This is a genomic window from Clostridium thermopalmarium DSM 5974 (genome assembly GCF_002995795.1).
In the GTDB taxonomy this organism is placed as follows: domain Bacteria; phylum Bacillota; class Clostridia; order Clostridiales; family Clostridiaceae; genus Clostridium_H; species Clostridium_H thermopalmarium.
In genome coordinates, this window is record NZ_PVXN01000018.1 from 1 (window position 1) to 17451 (window position 17451).

At 31.8% G+C, this 17451-nt stretch carries 12 protein-coding genes; all 12 read right to left on the minus strand.

The window, feature by feature from the left end; genetic code table 11:
- Positions 1 to 365: 365 nt before the first annotated feature.
- Positions 366 to 1760: a hypothetical protein gene (locus CPAL_RS04395; protein WP_061858069.1), complete on the minus strand. Its 1395-nt coding sequence runs from the start codon at positions 1758 to 1760 to the stop codon at positions 366 to 368.
- A gap of 131 nt (positions 1761 to 1891) precedes the next feature.
- Complete coding sequence (smpB, locus tag CPAL_RS04400) at positions 1892 to 2359, minus strand: SsrA-binding protein SmpB (RefSeq protein WP_061858070.1); 468 nt, start codon at positions 2357 to 2359, stop codon at positions 1892 to 1894.
- A 133-nt stretch (positions 2360 to 2492) separates the two neighbouring features.
- Positions 2493 to 4154, minus strand: coding sequence for a glycoside hydrolase family 13 protein (locus CPAL_RS04405; protein ID WP_106024156.1), 1662 nt, complete (start codon positions 4152 to 4154; stop codon positions 2493 to 2495).
- Between the two features lie 85 nt (positions 4155 to 4239).
- Positions 4240 to 5190 carry an ROK family protein gene (locus CPAL_RS04410; protein ID WP_106024157.1) on the minus strand — a complete coding sequence of 317 codons (951 nt, stop codon included), beginning with the start codon at positions 5188 to 5190 and terminating at the stop codon, positions 4240 to 4242.
- Positions 5183 to 5989 (minus strand): endonuclease/exonuclease/phosphatase family protein, encoded by an 807-nt coding sequence (locus tag CPAL_RS04415; RefSeq protein ID WP_106024158.1) that lies wholly within the window; start codon positions 5987 to 5989, stop codon positions 5183 to 5185. The genes CPAL_RS04410 and CPAL_RS04415 overlap by 8 nt, the downstream gene beginning before the upstream one ends.
- Positions 5990 to 5991: 2 nt before the next feature.
- Complete coding sequence (locus CPAL_RS04420) at positions 5992 to 7668, minus strand: PTS transporter subunit IIBC (protein WP_106024159.1); 1677 nt, start codon at positions 7666 to 7668, stop codon at positions 5992 to 5994.
- 257 nt (positions 7669 to 7925) lie between these two features.
- A complete protein-coding gene (locus CPAL_RS04425; protein ID WP_106024160.1) occupies positions 7926 to 8927 on the minus strand; it encodes a LacI family DNA-binding transcriptional regulator in 1002 nt (333 codons plus the stop codon).
- Positions 8928 to 9293: 366 nt separating this feature from the next.
- Positions 9294 to 11543 carry a ribonuclease R gene (rnr, locus tag CPAL_RS04430; RefSeq protein WP_106024161.1) on the minus strand — a complete coding sequence of 750 codons (2250 nt, stop codon included), beginning with the start codon at positions 11541 to 11543 and terminating at the stop codon, positions 9294 to 9296.
- Between the two features lie 319 nt (positions 11544 to 11862).
- The gene (locus CPAL_RS04435) at positions 11863 to 13881 is read right to left on the minus strand and encodes a sodium-translocating pyrophosphatase (protein ID WP_061858077.1); all 2019 of its coding nucleotides are present in this window, start codon (positions 13879 to 13881) and stop codon (positions 11863 to 11865) included.
- 175 nt (positions 13882 to 14056) lie between these two features.
- Complete coding sequence (secG, locus tag CPAL_RS04440) at positions 14057 to 14287, minus strand: preprotein translocase subunit SecG (protein ID WP_061858078.1); 231 nt, start codon at positions 14285 to 14287, stop codon at positions 14057 to 14059.
- Between the two features lie 170 nt (positions 14288 to 14457).
- Entirely contained in the window at positions 14458 to 15759 is a 1302-nt protein-coding gene (eno, locus tag CPAL_RS04445; RefSeq protein ID WP_061858079.1) for a phosphopyruvate hydratase, read from the minus strand.
- A gap of 75 nt (positions 15760 to 15834) precedes the next feature.
- Positions 15835 to 17370 carry a 2,3-bisphosphoglycerate-independent phosphoglycerate mutase gene (gene gpmI, locus CPAL_RS04450; RefSeq protein WP_106024162.1) on the minus strand — a complete coding sequence of 512 codons (1536 nt, stop codon included), beginning with the start codon at positions 17368 to 17370 and terminating at the stop codon, positions 15835 to 15837.
- Between the last annotated feature and the right edge of the window lie 81 nt (positions 17371 to 17451).

The window sequence follows — 17451 nt, forward strand, 5'->3', positions numbered from 1 at the left end:
TGACAAACCCATGTACGCCATCTCCTGTTATTATTAAGATGGGCTTAAGGCTGATTTTGACTATTGTCAGTCCTATTCTACATGATTTTTTCACAGGGGTGTTGCATTTAATATTGCAATTTAAGAACTGCTTACTCATATAACTAACAATTAGTATAATACACTATATGAATATAGTTATCAATAGGATTTTCAAACTATATTAATCAATGTCTTATATTTTGTGTATAAACTTCCTTCATATAAAAATTGAACATCTCTTTCCTATATGTAATACCCGCATATAGAATTTACATTTAGAAAACCTTTTCTTCACCACTAGAAATATTTTGCAAAGCAAAATATTTCTAGTGTGTCATGACTTATTAAATTAAGAACATTGCTACTATTGTGGTTACTACGAGACCAATAAGAACTGGCTTTAGATTTCTTTTAGCAAGTTCAAAAGCATCTACTCCACATATAGCAGCTACTGGTATTAGAGCCCAAGGTACTATAGTTCCTCCTCCAATCCATATTCCTGCTAACTGTCCTAGAGCAGTCAATGTTTCTACTCCTCCGCCTATGGCTGTTGAAAATAGTCTAGCAACAGAACCTACTAGAGATATTCCTGAAAAGCCGGAACCATCTAGACCTGTTATCCCACCTACAGTAGTTAAAGTTATGGATGCTACTATAGAATTCAATGGAACTAAATTAGCTAAGGCAACTCCCAAGTCATTCACAATTCCATTTGAATTACTTGGCAATATATTCCCAAATATATCATTAAAAGCTGAATCACCTAAATAAAAGAAAGCTGCAACAGGTATTACTATTCCAAATATCTTGAATCCAAATTGTAATCCCTTTACCAAATTGTTTGTGATATTTTCAAGTGCATCCTTTTTATAAGATAAAATTGAAACTATAGATAATATAAATATAGCCGTTCCTCCTATTAGAGCAGTAGCATCTCCTCCCTGAAGTTTAGCAAAATACATTATAATTATATCTACTGCAAATAATATAAGAATAACTAAGGCTAAAATTTTTCTGATAGTCCTTGAAGCTATTAAATGTGAGTTCTCTTCTTCTACTTCATCTTGTTCTATTTCATATTGCAAGTCCATATTCCCAGATTTAATGTCCTTTCTTAACATATAAAAGGCGATTACAGTAGTTACCACTGCCATAACAACTGTTAATGGTACACTTGCTTCAATAACTTTTGATACTTCTATTCCAGCAGCATCTGCTGTAATCTTAGGTGCAGCTTGTATTACATAATCACTAGATAAAGCTATTCCATGTCCAAATAAATTCATAGCTATAGCCGCTCCCATAGCTGGTAATCCTGCTTTTTTAGCTATAGGTAAAAATAAGGCTCCTATAAGGGCTACAGCAGGAGATGGCCAGAAAAACCATGAAAGCACCATCATAACTAAACCAATAACCCAATAGGCTACCCCATAAGATCTTATAACTTTTTTGAAAGGTGATACAACTTCTTGATTTATTCCAGAAACAGCTAATGTATTGCTCATAGCTGTTATAACCGAAATAATCAGTATAGTAGGCATTAATTCCTTTGTTGCATAAATGAAACTATTAAATACTCCCATAGCTGATTTATATATTGAATCAGTCCCTATTACTCCAAGAGCAAAAATCCCAATTATGCATATTAAAGTTATGTCTTTTTTCATTATCATAGCTATAATAATTGCTATAATAAATATTAGATATACATAATGTAGAGCTGTCAATTCTATGGTCATTTACATCCCTCCCGCATATTATTTTATATTATAGAATATGCTGAGGAATTAACTTTGTGATACAAGCTATATTCAGTATCAAATTGTATTAATTACTATATAAAAGATAAGAACTGCGAAAAACGCAGTTCTTATCTCATTCTTTCCTTAATTTGCCTATCTATATCTCTTTTAGCTGATCTTTCAGCTATCGCTTCTCTCTTATCATAATTTTTCTTACCTCTTGCAACTCCAAGAGCAACTTTTACTCTTCCTTTTTTTAGATATAAACTTAAAGGAATTAAAGTATATCCTTTTTGAGTAGTATATCCAAGTAAAGTAGCTATTTCTTTTTTGTGAAGAAGAAGTTTTCTCTCCCTCAATGGATCCTTATTAAATATATTACCCTTTTCATAAGGACTAATATGCATATTGCATAAAAACACTTCTCCATTCTTTACTTGAGCATAACTATCCTTTAAATTTACCTTTCCAGCTCTTATGGATTTTACTTCTGTACCAACAAGAGCGATACCTGCCTCAAAAGTCTCGTCTATAAAATAATCATGGAATGCTTTTCTGTTTTGTGCAAGAGTATTATTCTTGTTTTCCTTTTTCATATACGCCACACCCACTTTTCCACTTCTGTAATATGTTATTATATTACAGATACATCTAAAAGTCAAATATAAGAACTCTGAAAGTTGATTATAGTTTTAATTTCTTATTTCAACATCTTTTCAGCTTTAAGTTCTATACTCTATACACTCTCACCTCATAAGGTTTTAGATTAATACTTGTAGTTTCTTCATGTGCTTCTACAGGATAATTATTGAGTAAAAGATTTTTAAATTTCAATTTTAAATCTTTGTATTCATATAAAGCCTCAGAATCTGTCAAATTACAAATTATTATAACCTTCTCATCATCTAATGTTCTAGTATATGCAAAAATTTGCTCATGGTCTTCTAATATTAAATCATAAGTTCCATAAATAAATATAATATTTTGCTTTCTCAATAAAATCATTTTTTTATAAAAATTAAGCACAGAATTAGGATCTTTCTCTTCATCTGCTGCATTAATTTTTGTGTAATTCGGATTTACTTTAATCCACGGCTTTCCAGAAGTAAAACCTGCATTTATGCTTCTATCCCACTGCATTGGCGTACGAGAATTATCTCTTGATGTTGACCATATTATTCTCATTATTTCATCATGAGACATACCTTGTTCTTTTTTTATGGCATAAAAATTTTTAGTTCTCACATCATTATAATCTTCAATGTTTTTAAATTTAACATTGGTCATACCTAATTCTTGTCCTTGATATATAAATGGAGTTCCCTGCATGAAAAAATACATAGCAGCTAGAGATGTAGCACTTTCTCTCCAGTATCTATCATCATCTCCCAAAGTGGAAACTATTCTTGGTACATCATGATTTTCAATATATAATGCATTCCACCCATTACCTTCTAATCCTTTTTGCCATTTTGATAAAATCTTCTTTAATTTAGGAATACTCATATCTGAATCTGTACCATTTTCCCACAAGTGCACATGCTCAAATTGAAATATCATGTTAAACTTTCCTTCATTTTCTCCAACCCAAAGAGAAGCATCTTCAACATTAACTCCATTAGCTTCTCCAACTGTCATTATATCATATTTGCGAAAAGTATTTTCAGCTAGCTCTTCTAAATATTCATGAATTCCTTCCACATTCATATGCTTATCAAAAGATGGAACATATCTTAATCCTTTTGGATTAGGCATATCTTTTAAGCCCTCTTCTTTATTTATATGACTAATAGCATCAACTCTAAACCCATCTATTCCTTTATCCAGCCACCAATTAATCATATCATAAATTGCCTTACGCATATTTTTATTTTTCCAATTTAAATCTGGTTGTTTTCTTGAAAATAGATGAAGATAATATTGATCAGTTTTTTCATCATACTCCCAAGCCGAACCTCCAAAAATACTTTCCCAGTTGTTTGGTTCTCTTCCATCCTTGCCATCACGCCATATATACCAATCTCTTTTTGGATTATCTCTTGAAGAACGAGACTCAATAAACCATGGATGTTCATCACTTGTATGATTAACAACCAAATCAATTATAAGCTTCATGCCTTTTTTGTGGACTTCATCCAAAAGCTCATTAAAATCATCCATAGTACCAAAATCATCCATTATATCTTGATAGTCACTAATATCGTATCCATTATCATCATTAGGTGATTTATACATTGGACAAATCCATATTACATCAATTCCTAAATCTTTTAGATAATCTAATTTAGATATTATTCCTTGTAAATCTCCTATTCCATCTCCATTAGAATCTTTGAAACTTCTTGGATATACCTCATAAGCAACTGCTTCTTTCCACCATGTCTTTTTCATTTTAGCATAACCTCCATTATAAATTGAGCAATCGCTTGCATAAACCTGTAAAAAAAAAACTTAATAATTTTATTTTTTTATTTTTTTATTTACTTTCCATTATTGCAAGAGCAACTGCCCCCATAAGTCCCGCATTAGTTCCTAGGCCTGCTGGAACTATTTTTGTACTTTCTGCCATAGACTTAAAGCATCTCTTGTTAACCACTTCTTGTACCTTCTTAAATACTATATCTCCACCCTTTGAAACTCCTCCTCCAATTATAACCATTTCTGGGTCAAAAGACGCTATTATGTTCGCAATACATATTCCTAAATAATTTAATGCTTTATCAAGCACAGCCTTAGCTACAGCATCTCCTTTTTCAGCCTCTTTAAACACTTCATAAGATGTTACATTTTCGTAAGTTGTAAGAGAAGTTTTTACTCCTTTGGTAATCTCTTCTTTTGCCAATCTTCCTATAGCTGTACCTGATGCTAATGCTTCTGCGCATCCATAATTTCCACAATTACAACGAGGTCCATCCTTTTCTAAGGTCATGTGTCCAATCTCTAAAGCATTGCTGGTATTACCCCTATATATTTTTCCGTTTAATATAGCTCCACCACCTATTCCTGTAGAAACTGTTACAAATATCATATTGCTGGTGCCTTTTCCTGCCCCAAAAATATATTCTCCCATAGCTGCTACATTAGCATCATTATCTAAATAAACATGGATATTAAACTTATCTTTTAAAGGCTTAACTAAGTTGAAGTTTCTAAAAGGAAGGTTCGGTGTGGTTATGATTTTTCCCTCTTTGGCATCTAAAGGTCCTGGAGAACCTATTCCTATAGTTACAATTTTATCTTTAGCTACTTTAGATTCTTCTATTACTTTTTCTATAACTAATATTATTCTTTGAAGTACTGCTTCTTCTCCCTCTTCTGCTTTTGTAGGAATAGTATACTGTGAAACTATATTTCCATCAAAATCTGCAACAGCTCCACTTATTTTTGTTCCTCCTAAATCAATTCCTATAACATAGTTATCAGCCATTAAACTCCCCCTCTTCTATTTTTACTTCTACACCGTAATGGTCCGATACCACATTTCTATTTTCTCCATTAAATATTACCTTTGAATATTTAACTTGTATTTTTTTATTGCATAAAATCCAATCTAATCTTAAGTCCTCCTTATTTTCATTCCATCCTGCTATTTTACCCTTTACCGTAACTCCATTATCTTTTTCTTTTGCCATAGAATAAGTATCATACATCCCTTTTCCTATTAAATAATCATAACCTTCTCCTCTTAAAAAAGCATTATTATTAAAGTCTCCCATTAAAAATGTTAATCTGTCATCATTTACTCTTTCAAGGATTTTATGTGCTTGTTCCTTAAAAGGTTCATCTTCATCATCCCACCATCCAAGATGACAAGAATAAACATCTATAAGATTTCCCTTTATATTTAAAGAAGCTCCTATAATTTTTCTAGTCTTCCAAAAGGATGTATCTTCACTTTTGGTTGCGAAGAAGCAGTAAGCTTTTTCAATTTTGTGCTTTGTTATAATGCTTACTCCTTCTTCATATTTGTCATACCCTATATGAGAGAAATCCCATAACATCTCATATTCACTGCAACCTGACTTTTTTAGTTCATTTATTAAAGTTAGAGCAAAATTATCTTCTTTTATGTTTTTAAAAAGGACTTTCTTGTCTATAGATTGGTTTACTTCTTGCAATGCAATTATATCATATTTTTTCTGTAATATGGTGTCAATTATAATCTTAATTTTTTCTTGTTGATTTTCTTCCATCCATGAATGACAATTTAAAGTTAAAAGCTTCATATTTATTCACCTAGAATATCTATAATATTTGATTTTATAACATCTGCCTTAGGTCCATAAACAACTTGAACACCTTTATCCTTTATTATTAAACCTAATGCCTTGTTGTCCTTCCATTCTTTCTCTCCTGCAACTAAGCTTAGATCTTTAACAGTTACACGAAGGCGAGTCATACAAGCATCAACATCTATTATATTGTCTTTTCCACCTAATAATTTTATAGCATTAACTGCAATTTCATCTTTAACTTTCTTGTTTCCTTTGCTTTCTTTATTTTCTGATTTTGAATCTTTAGAGTTTTCCATTCCTTCAACATCATTTCCCAAACGTCCTGGTGTAGCAATTTTAAACTTTTTAATCATGAAGCTGAACATAAAGTAGCTTATGAATAAGAATGCTATTGCTACCATTATAAAGTTAATTAAATCTCTTACAAGACCTGCATTTATAATCATTGGAGTACGAGTTAAAAACTCTATAAATCCAAAAGCATGTATACGTAAATTTAGTATATCTGCCATAGCAAATGCTAATCCTGTTAATACTGCATATGAACCATATAAAATTGGAGAAGTAAACATAAACATAAATTCAATAGGTTCTGTAACTCCTGTTAAAAATACCGCAATAGCAGCTGATAGATACATAGATTTATATTTTGATTTTTTATCATTATCTACATTTTTATACATTGCTAAAGCTGCACCTATTAATGTAGCAGATGATGTTATTATCTGCCCAATTTTGAAACGAGCTGGATGAACTGTAGCAAGTAAATTCTTATACGTATTTATATCTCCTAAAGCCTTTAAATTATTTAAGTCTGTAATCCATGCTAACCATAATGGGTCCTGTCCTGATACTATTTTACCTATACTGTCTCCAGTTAATATTTTATAAGTTCCTCCAAGATCAGTATAGTTTATTGGTACCGTTATCAAATGATGTAATCCAAAAGGTAGTAATAAACGTTCAAAGAATCCATATACAAAAGGTGATATAATTGGTGCATTATCTTTAGATGTTGCAATCCACTTTCCAAAACTATTTATTCCAGTTTGTGCAATTGGCCAGAATATAGAAAGTATGACTGCCGCTATAACTGAATATACAATTACTACAAATGGCACAAAACGTTTACCATTGAAAAATGAAAGTGCATTTGGCAATTTATCATAGTTATAATATTTATTATATAATGTAGCTCCTAAGAAACCTGCTATAATACCAACAAATACTCCCATATTTAGAGCTGGTGCTCCAAGTACAGATATGAAATAGTCCTCAACTAAAAGCTTCCCGCCTAATATGTTATTTACTGTTGCATTTGGCTCTGCAAGCATAGCCTCACTTATTCCAAAAATAGTTCCTGTTACACGATTAATCAATATAAAAGCTATAGCAGACGCAAAAGCTCCACCAGCACGTTCCTTAGCCCAAGAACCACCAATGGCTATAGCAAATAATAAATTTAAGTTACCTATTACCGCCCATCCTAAGTCTTCTACTATAGTTGCTATTGTTCCTATAACGCCTGTAGTTCCAAGAAAAATTCCTATTACCTTTCCAAGTGAAATCATAAGTCCTGCAGCTGGCATAACTGCAATAACTACCATTAGAGCTTTACCAAACTTCTGCCAAAAATCAAATGAAATTAATTTTGTTTCTTTTGAAGACATATTATTTCCCCCTTTAAATAAGAAATAAGATTAAATTTATGCAATCGATTTAAAAAAAATAAATTATGTTTGTGCAAACGTTTGTCTTATGAATAAATTATATTCTTTAATATAAACTTTGTCAATAAATTCATGTAAACTTTCTCAATGAAACTTTTTATATATTTTACGTATATTAAGTCACAAAAAAAGAGTATATTCTTATACTCTCTCAAAACTTAAATGTTATCCTATTATTTATTCTATTATGACACAACTTAATAATTGGTAGATTCCCTTTCTATTAATCTAGTTTCTATAATATAATGTTTATGTTTTATGTTATTTGTAAGTCTGTCTACTAATAGTTTAGCTGCATAATATCCCAACTTGTTGGAATTTATATCTACAGAACTTAATGATGGTTTTTGATATTCTGCAAAAGGAGTGTTATTAAATCCTATAATTGATATACCTTTAATGCCATTTTCATTCAAATAGTTATTTGCACCAAAAGCTAAAAGGTCATCTGTTGCAACTAATGCGGTTGGCTTTTTTACTTTCATCATTTGTTTCATTGCCTCATATCCTAAGTTTTCTTTAAAATCTTCTACTTCCATTATTAAACTTTCATCTATGTCAATACCATGTATTTTATGAGCCTGTTTATATCCTTCTAATCTATCTTTAGAAACATTTAGCTCTTTTTTAGCTCCTATATAAGCTATTTCTTTATGTCCGCTAATAAATAGTTTACTTACTACATTATACATTGCTTGAAAATTATCATTATCTACCCAAAGCACATTTTTAGTATCTTCTGGTCTTCCAATTACCACAAATGGAAAATCAACTTCTTGTAAATACTCTATACATTTATCATGAACTCGGGCCAACATAAGAATTATTCCATCAACTAAGTTGCTGTTTATATAATTCTGTATAGCACTCAACTCTTCTTCTTCTCTTTTACAAAAGGTATACATTATATAATATCCTGCTTCTTGTACATATGTACTTATTCCAGTCATAGCTTGTATAAAAAATGGGTTTTTAAATAAATCTTCTGCTTCCCTCGGCATAACTATTCCTATAACATTAGTAGTTTTATTTGCTAAACTTCTTGCAATAGCATTAGGATGATAATTTAATTTTTTTATAGCTTCGTTAATCCTCTTTTTTGTTTCTTCACTAATTCTGTCACTGCCAGCTATAACTCTGGATACAGTAGAAGGAGAAACATTTGCTTCTTTAGCCACATCTTTTATTGTGACGCCCATGCTACTTTTACCTCCATCTAAATTATTTTGAACAACCGTTTTCACAAATAATTGTATAAAACTATAAGACAAGTGTCAACATATAAGAATAAAAGGCTCCCTTTTAATAAATGTATATAATCTTTTTAATATTGAACTGTAATATGAGATTTGCATTGTAGAAAGCGTTGAAGGAGCAATTATAAGCTCTTTATATTTATTGATTTAAAACACCGTAAGGAACCTTCTATTGTTTGAGCGACAGCGAGTTTAGAAGGTCTAGGTGTTTTAAATCCAGAAATATTAGAGCCTCTTTGCGTAGTGAAGCTTTCCTAAAAGCAAATCTCCTATGGAATGTTCAATATTAAAGATTATCACAATTTATTTCTAATCTTTAATCATGTCTTCTATTTCTTCTTCAATTTCTTCTTCAATTTTTTCTTCCTTTAAAGATTGAATTATTTCTTCTTCGCTTAGTTTTACAATTGGTATTTTAGGAAGGTTCTCTTCCTCATCTGGTTCTTCATCTTTAACTAGATCAAAGTAAATATCGTAAGAACTCATATCTACTTCAGCTACTCTTACTTTTACTACGTCTCCAAGTCTGTATTTGTGTTTAGTTCTCTCTCCAATTAAACATAAGTGTACTTCATCATATACATAATAATCATCATCAATATTGGTTATGTGGACTAATCCTTCTATAGTATTAGGCAATTGTATAAACATACCAAAATTAGTTACAGAAGAAACTATTCCTTCATATTCTTCTCCTATTCTTTCGCTCATGTATTCAGCTTTCTTTAAGTCATCTACTTCTCTTTCTGCCTCCATAGCTAATCTCTCCATGTCAGAAGATTGAGTTGCTGCATACTCTACAGCCTTTTCTAACTCCTTAAACCTGTTTTCATCTATTACCCCATATAAGGACTCTTTAATTATTCTATGAATAATTAAATCTGGATATCTTCTTATTGGAGAAGTAAAATGACAATAGTATTTTGCTGCAAGACCAAAATGTCCTATACACTCTGGTGAATATCTTGCTTGCTTTAGTGAGCGTAGTAGTAATGTATTTACTACAGTTTCCTCCTTTTTTCCTTTTACTGCTTCAATAATCTGCTGAAGTGACTTAGGATGAATATCATTGCTGCTCTTTATGAAATATCCTAAATTATATGCAAACTCTCTGAACCTTTGAAGTTTTTCTTCATCTGGATCTTCATGAACTCTATATACAAAAGGAAGCTTAGTCCAAAACATATGCTCTGCAATAGTCTCATTAGCTACAAGCATAAATTCCTCAATTATTCTATTAGCAATTTCTCTCTCGTATGGTTTAACCTCTATAGGCTTATCATTATAATCTAATATTATTTTTGTTTCGTCAAAATCAAAATCTATAGCCCCTCTTTTTAATCTCTTTTTATATAGAATTTCACATAATTCTTCCATCATTTTAAAGTCTTCAATTAGATAATCATATCTCTTCATAAGTTCTTCATCATGATCTCTTAGAATTTTTGTCACATCTGTATAGGTCATTCTTTCATTAGTGTTTATTACACTTTTCGTAATTCTGTAATCAACAACTTTACCCTCTTTATTTATTTCCATAAAACATGTCATTGCTAATCTATCTACATGAGGGTTTAAGCTGCAAATTCCATTAGACAATTCCTTTGGAAGCATAGGAATAACCTTAGTTAATAAATATACAGAAGTACCTCTTTTTAAAGCTTCCTTATCTAGTGGGCTTTTTTCTTTTACATAGTGAGATACATCTGCAATGTGAACTCCTAAATAATAATTTCCATCTGGAAGTCTCTCTATTGAAACAGCATCGTCTAAATCCTTTGCATCTTCTCCATCTATGGTTACCATTTTTATATGTCTTAAATCTTCCCTGTTTTTATATTCTTCTTCAGGTATTTCATCTGGTATATTAGCCGCATAACTCTGAACCTTTGGTGGGAATTCTTCTGGAAGCTTATATTTTTTTATAATTGTTAATATATCTATGCCTTTTTCTCCCTTTTTACCCAAAATCTCCACAACTCTTCCTTCTGGACTTCTTCTCTTTTCTGGCCATTCTGTTATTTCAACTATAACAACATCACCAGTTGATGCTCCCTTGGAATCTTCTTTAGGAATAAATATATCCTGAAATATTCTCTTTTCTTCTGGAACAACAAATCCAAAATTTTTACTAGCTTCGTAAACTCCAATTATTTTTGTATTAGCTCTTTTTATAACTTTTATTATCTCGCCTTCACGTTTTTTTCCTTTATCCTTTTCTTTTAGAATTTGAGCTATTACTCTATCACCATGCATAGCTCCATTCATTAAGGTTGAAGTTATAAATACGTCTGGACTTTCATCATCTGGTATTACAAATCCAAATCCTCTTTGATGCCCTTGAAGTCTTCCAACTACAAGCCCCATTTTTTCTGGAATACCATAACGTCCTACTTGATTTTTTACTATGCTTCCTTCCTTTTCCATAGTTTTTAGAATATCTTTAAAAGTCTTTAACTCTTTCTTAGATATACCAAATATTTTTGCTAGTTCATTTATATCCATTGGCTTATATGCCTGCTCCCTCATAAAATCTAAGAGCACTTTCTTTATATTCAATTTATTTTCCTCCTCTAATCTACTAATACAATAGCAAAATTTCTTATTTTATCGAATAAACTTGCACCTACTTTATTTTTTGCTTCTTATATGTATAATATTCAATATGATAAAATAAACCGTTACAATTAATAGTAACCTAATTAATATTTCTAGTCAAACCACCAACTTCCATGATAAATGATAATATCTGTTTTATTTAAATAAAAAGACTAAAAGTATAAAAAGCTACACTTTTAGTCTTATCTAGACTAATGAATCAACTAAACTTTGTGTTTTAACACCTATAATAGCATTAATTCCCAAACCCCTATATTTTCTACTTAAATAGATTTAGCAATATTCCGCCATATTTAAGTATTACTGGTGCAAATACTAATGATACTATAGTCATAAGCTTAATTAATATATTCATTGCTGGTCCTGATGTATCCTTAAATGGATCTCCTACCGTATCTCCTACTACTGCTGCCTTATGAGCATCACTACCCTTTCCTCCATGTGTTCCACTTTCTATATATTTTTTGGCATTATCCCAAGCTCCACCTGCATTTGCCATGAGTATTGCTACAAGAACACCAGAAGATACTGCTCCTCCAATTAATCCTCCTAATGCTTCAACACCTAAAAGCATTCCTATTAGTAGTGGAACCGCAATAGCTAGTATGCCAGGAAGTATCATTTCCTTTAAGGCTGCGGCCGTAGAAATGTCAACACATCTTTTATAATCTGGTTTTCCTTTTCCCTCCATGATTCCAGGAATAGTCTTAAATTGACGCCTAACTTCTTCTATCATCTTATTAGCAGCTTTTCCTACTGATTCCATTGTTAAAGCACCGAACAAGAACGGAATCATAGCACCTAATAATACACCCACTAATGTAACTGGAGTTAATAAGTCAATACTTTTTAGGTTGGTTGCTTGTGCATAAGATGCAAATAATGCTAAAGCAGTAAGTGCTGCTGAACCAATAGCAAACCCTTTACCAATAGCTGCTGTAGTATTTCCTACAGAATCTAGTTTATCTGTGACTTCTCTTACATTATGTGGAAGCTCAGACATTTCTGCTATTCCACCAGCGTTATCTGCTATAGGTCCATATGCATCTACTGCAACAACAAGACCTGTAGTTGAAAGCATTCCCACAGCTGCAAGGGATATTCCATATAACCCCATAGATATGTTTGATGCTCCACCCATTATATAAAATGAAAATAAAATTCCGATACATATTAATACTATAGGCAACATGGTAGAATACATTCCTACAGCAAGCCCTGAAATTATTGTAGTAGCAGCTCCTGTTTCTGACTGTTTAGCAATCTTTTTTACAGAATTATATTGATCTGCTGTATATATTTCAGTTATTTTTCCTATTAGAATTCCTACAATTAATCCTGAAAGTATAGCTCCAAAAGCTTTATAATCTCCAAATATCTGCTTGCTTAATATAAATGAACCAATTATAACTAATACTCCTCCTATATAAGTTCCAGCATTAAGAGCTTTTTGAGGATTAGTATTTTTACTATTTCTTGCAAATAATACCCCTATTATTGAGGCTAATATTCCAATAGCTGCTAATGTAAGAGGAAATATAATCTTTGACTGCTCTCCTGAAAATAAAAAATACCCCAATGTTAAAGCTGATATTATCGATCCTACGTAGGATTCAAATAAGTCTGCTCCCATTCCAGCAACGTCTCCTACATTATCTCCCACATTATCTGCTATAACAGCTGGATTTCTTGGATCATCTTCTGGTATGCCTGCTTCTACCTTTCCAACTAAATCTGCTCCTACATCCGCAGCCTTAGTGTATATTCCTCCACCCACACGAGCAAAAAGTGCAATAGAACTTGCTCCAAGGCCAAAACCAGTTATAAAATCTGTATTATCATTAAAAATTAAACAAAAGATACCTAATCCGAGCACACCCAATCCAACAACAGATAGTCCCATAACAGCACCGCCAGAAAAAGCAATCTTTAAAGCTTCACTTTGCCCTTTTCTTGCTGATTGAGCTGTTCTCACATTTGCTTTAGTTGCTACATTCATTCCAAAATACCCTGCTAAAATGGAAAATATTGCTCCACAAACAAAGCATATAGCTGTTTTATAGCTAATTGCTGCAGCTATAACTATAGCAACAACTGCTATAAAACCTGCAAGATATTTATATTCTCTCATTAAGAATGCCATAGCACCCTCATGAATGTATCCCGATATCTCTTTCATCCTTTCGTTACCTGGATCTTTTTTTGCAATTCCTGAACTCAATGCAAAGGCAAAAATCAATGCTAAAAGACCACAAATTACTGATAAAGCTACATCCATTTTTATACTTCCTTTCTATTAATTTGAGGGATAATATATATATATATTATATATATTACTCATTTTAGGGATTTAATACGGATATATTTTGTCTGAAAACTAAAAAAACACACAAATCTCAAAGAGATCCGTGTGTTTAAGTATCTATATGTATGTTACATTGCATATTTTAATATTATTTTCTAATCACTGTTAATGCTATTGTTATAAGGCCAAAAGCTATAGCTAAAATAACAGTTAATTTTGCTAATACAGCTTCATAGGTTTTTGTTTTGTTTTTAGAATAGAAGGTATCTGCTCCTGTAGATATTAAATTAAAGCCATCTGCTTTTCCTGGCTGTTTTAACACAACAATTATAAGTGCAATACAAACTAATATTTCTGCAACTCGTAAAAATGTATGCATTAACATACACCTCCTCATTTATTATCAATCTTCTTACGTATACTATCTCAACTATTTTATCACACTATAGAATAAATTACAAATAAAAAAGCTTTTTATGTATTTTATGCATATTTAAAAGTAAAGTGGCTGTAGATTAAACAGCCACCTTACTTTTAAATAAAGAAATATTATTTTTTAAGGTTATAGAAAGCTTTAAGTCCTCTATATTCTCCCATTGTTCCTAATTCTTCTTCGATTCTTAATAATTGATTGTACTTAGCAACTCTCTCACTTCTTGCTGGAGCACCAGTCTTGATTTGTCCTGCATTTACTGCAACAACTAAGTCAGCTATTGTAGTATCTTCAGTTTCTCCACTTCTGTGAGAAACTACTGCAGTATATCCTGCTCTCTCAGCCATTTCTATTGTATTTAAAGTTTCAGTTAATGTTCCTATTTGGTTAAGCTTTATAAGAACTGAGTTTGCAACTCCTCTTTCAATTCCCATAGCAAGTCTTTCTGTATTAGTTACGAATAAATCGTCTCCTACTAATTGAATCTTTCCGCCTAACTTTTCAGTTAATAACTTCCATCCTTCCCAATCTTCTTCTGCCATACCGTCTTCGATTGAGATTATTGGATATTTTTCTACTAATTCAGCATAGAAATCAGCCATTTCAGCTGGAGTTAATGTTCTTCCTTCTCCTTTTAATTCATACATCTTAGTTTCAGTATTGTAGAATTCTGAAGATGCAGGGTCTAAAGCTATGAATACTTGTTCTCCTGCTTTGTATCCAGCTTTTTCTATAGCTTCTACAATAACTTGTATTGCTTCTTCATTGCTCTTTAAGTCTGGAGCAAATCCACCTTCATCACCAACACCTGTTGATAATCCTTTGTTCTTTAATATGTTCTTTAATGTATGATATATTTCAGAACACATTCTTAAAGCTTCTGAGAAAGATTGAGCTCCTGCTGGCATAATCATGAACTCTTGTAGATCTACATTGTTGTCAGCGTGTGATCCACCATTTAATATGTTCATCATAGGTACTGGTAGAACTTTTGCGTTAACTCCACCTATGTATTGATATAAACTAATTCCTAAGTATTCTGCAGCAGCTTTTGCACATGCAAGTGATACTCCAAGCATTGCATTAGCTCCAAGTTTGCTCTTATTTTTTGTTCCATCAAGTTCAAGCATAACTTTATCTATTGCAACTTGATCAAATACATTCATTCCAACTAATTCTTCGGCTATAATTTCATTTACATTGTTAACTGCTTTTTCAACGCTTTTTCCCATGTATACTGATTTATCGTTATCTCTTAATTCAACTGCTTCGAATATACCAGTTGAAGCTCCTGATGGAACTGCAGCTCTTCCTACTGTACCATCTTCTAATTCAACTTCTACTTCTACAGTTGGATTTCCTCTTGAGTCTAAAATTTGTCTTGCATAAACATCTACTATTTCTACAAAAGTCTTCATATTTATCTCCTCCTAATTTAAGATAAAAATTTATATATACAGTAGGAAACAATCATAATTGTTTCCTAACTGATATTATTTAAAGATGCTTTTTCCTGTCATTTCCTTTGGAATTTCTAAGCCCATTTCTTCTAGCATTGTAGGAGCTATATCTGCAAGTATTCCACTCTCTCTTAATTCTTTTTTCTTAGCATCATTTGATACATAAATGAATGGTACAGGATTTGTTGTATGAGCTGTCATACTTCCTCCTGTAGAATAATCTATCATCTGTTCACAGTTACCATGGTCTGCTGTTATGAATATAGAACCGTTTTTCTCTAATATTTTATCCACAACTCTACCTAAACATTCATCCACAGCTTCAACTGCTTTAATTGCAGCATCCATAACTCCTGTATGGCCTACCATATCCGGATTTGCATAATTTAATATTATGGCATCATACTCATCTGAATCTATTCTTTTAATAACTTCATCTGTTACTTCATATGCACTCATTTCTGGTTTTAAATCGTAAGTTGCAACCTTTGGAGAAGGTATTAAAACTCTATCTTCATTAGCATAAGGCTCTTCAATTCCTCCATTAAAGAAGAAGGTTACATGAGCATACTTTTCTGTTTCAGCTATTCTTAATTGCTTTTTACCTAACTTTGATAAATATTCTCCAAAAGTATTTTTATAAGATTCAGGACCAAAAGCAACTTCAACATTTTCAATAGTCTTATCATACTCTGTTAAAGTTACAAAAGTCAAATCAAGATTCTCTCTTTCAAACCCATCAAATATTTTGTCATTTATTGCTCTTGTTATTTGTCTTGCTCTATCTGGTCTGAAATTAAAGAATACTACTGAGTCTCCATCCTTAATAGTAGCTACAGGTTTATCATTCTTTAATATTACAGTTGGAAGTACAAATTCATCTTGTTTGTTATCATGATAAGATTTTTCTATAGCTTCTAGAGCACTTTTTGCATATTCACCTTTTCCTAATACCAATGCGTTATATGCAAGTTGAGTTCTTTCCCATCTTTTATCTCTATCCATAGCATAGTATCTTCCAGATATAGTAGCAATAGTTCCTACTCCAACTGAATTCATATGATTTTCTAAGTCTTTTACATATATTGGTGCTGAATCTGGTGGTGTATCTCTTCCATCAAGAAAAGCATGTACATATACTTTTTTTATGCCACTTTTTGCAGCAAAATCAATTAAACCTTTTAAGTGATCTATATGTGAATGTACTCCACCATCTGATAATAGTCCCATAAAATGAAGTGAAGAGTTATTAGCTTTTACATTGTTTATAGCTTTTAGTAAAGCTTCATTTTTATCTAAATCTCCATCTTCTATGGCCTTAGTTATTCTTGTAAGAGCTTGATATATTATTCTTCCTGCACCTATATTTAAGTGGCCAACCTCTGAATTACCCATTTGTCCTTCTGGAAGTCCAACAGATAATCCGCTAGCTCCTAGTTGTGTATGTGGATATTCATTCCAAAGTTTATCATAATTAGGCTTCTTAGCTATCCTAATAGAATTTCCGTCTTCATGATCTGATATCCCAAATCCGTCTAGTATAGCTAACATAACAGGCCTCTTTGTCATGTGTAATCACCTCCGAGAAATATCTTTAATCTTTTGTAGGCTTCTAACTTCAGCTTTAACGCCTAACTGAAACTCAGAGTC

What these genes read in the sequence shown, in the direction of transcription:
- CPAL_RS04395 (WP_061858069.1), bottom strand. Translation starts at nt 1,760, where the DNA reads ATGACCATAGAATTGACAGCTCTACATTATGTATATCTAATATTTATT.
- smpB (WP_061858070.1), bottom strand. Translation starts at nt 2,359, where the DNA reads ATGAAAAAGGAAAACAAGAATAATACTCTTGCACAAAACAGAAAAGCA.
- CPAL_RS04405 (WP_106024156.1), bottom strand. Translation starts at nt 4,154, where the DNA reads ATGAAAAAGACATGGTGGAAAGAAGCAGTTGCTTATGAGGTATATCCA.
- CPAL_RS04410 (WP_106024157.1), bottom strand. Translation starts at nt 5,190, where the DNA reads ATGGCTGATAACTATGTTATAGGAATTGATTTAGGAGGAACAAAAATA.
- CPAL_RS04415 (WP_106024158.1), bottom strand. Translation starts at nt 5,989, where the DNA reads ATGAAGCTTTTAACTTTAAATTGTCATTCATGGATGGAAGAAAATCAA.
- CPAL_RS04420 (WP_106024159.1), bottom strand. Translation starts at nt 7,668, where the DNA reads ATGTCTTCAAAAGAAACAAAATTAATTTCATTTGATTTTTGGCAGAAG.
- CPAL_RS04425 (WP_106024160.1), bottom strand. Translation starts at nt 8,927, where the DNA reads ATGGGCGTCACAATAAAAGATGTGGCTAAAGAAGCAAATGTTTCTCCT.
- CPAL_RS04435 (WP_061858077.1), bottom strand. Translation starts at nt 13,881, where the DNA reads ATGGATGTAGCTTTATCAGTAATTTGTGGTCTTTTAGCATTGATTTTT.
- secG (WP_061858078.1), bottom strand. Translation starts at nt 14,287, where the DNA reads ATGCATACATTTTTACGAGTTGCAGAAATATTAGTTTGTATTGCACTT.
- eno (WP_061858079.1), bottom strand. Translation starts at nt 15,759, where the DNA reads ATGAAGACTTTTGTAGAAATAGTAGATGTTTATGCAAGACAAATTTTA.
- gpmI (WP_106024162.1), bottom strand. Translation starts at nt 17,370, where the DNA reads ATGACAAAGAGGCCTGTTATGTTAGCTATACTAGACGGATTTGGGATA.